Raw genomic sequence first — 726 nt, forward strand, 5'->3', positions numbered from 1 at the left:
GTGAACGGGGATCGGTACGAGGATCTGTTGGCGGTCGACTCCGGCAACGTGCTGTGGTCGTATCCGGGTCGCTCGGGCGGCACGGTCGGTACGGCGGTGCGGATCGGTGCGGGTTGGATCGACAACTACAACCGGATCGCGGTCGGTGACTCCAATGGGGACGGTTGGGCCGACCTGTTCGCCACCGCCACCGACGGCGTGCTGTGGTACTGGCACAACGACGGCGACGGCACCTTCAGCGCCCGCACCCAGATCGGGCAAGGCTGGAAGGCCGTCCAGTGGTTCTCCGTCGCCGACGTCAACGGCGACGACAAGGCCGACATCCTCGCCAAGGTCGGCGACTACCTCAACCTCTACACCGGCACCGGCCGCGGCGGCTTCACCGAACCACGCCGGATCGGGACCGGCTGGACCCAGATCGACCGGTTCGCCGCCGCCGACGCGGACGGCGACGGCGACGCCGACATCTGGGGCACCAAACCAGACGGCACCCTACTGTTCTGGAAAGGCAACGGCAGCGGCGGCTTCGCCAGCGCCGCCACCGTAGGCGGCAACTGGGACGCCATCCGCGAATTCGCCATCCTCGACGTCACCGGCGACTACAACGCCGACATCATCGGCATCAAAAAGGCCGACAACACCCTCATCCGCTGGACCGGCGACGGCGACGGCACCTTCGCCACACCCGCCCAAATCGGCCACGGCTGGTCCACCTTCCGCCTCGCC

Annotated in this window: 1 protein-coding gene; it reads left to right on the forward strand. The window is 68.0% G+C overall.

Annotated features, from left to right (window positions below):
* The coding region (locus tag ACTMTJ_RS45410; RefSeq protein WP_441225331.1) for an FG-GAP repeat domain-containing protein at positions 1-726 on the forward strand (726 nt) is incomplete at its 3' end.

This window comes from Phytohabitans sp. LJ34 (assembly GCF_052068095.1).
Taxonomy (GTDB): Bacteria; Actinomycetota; Actinomycetes; order Mycobacteriales; family Micromonosporaceae; genus Phytohabitans.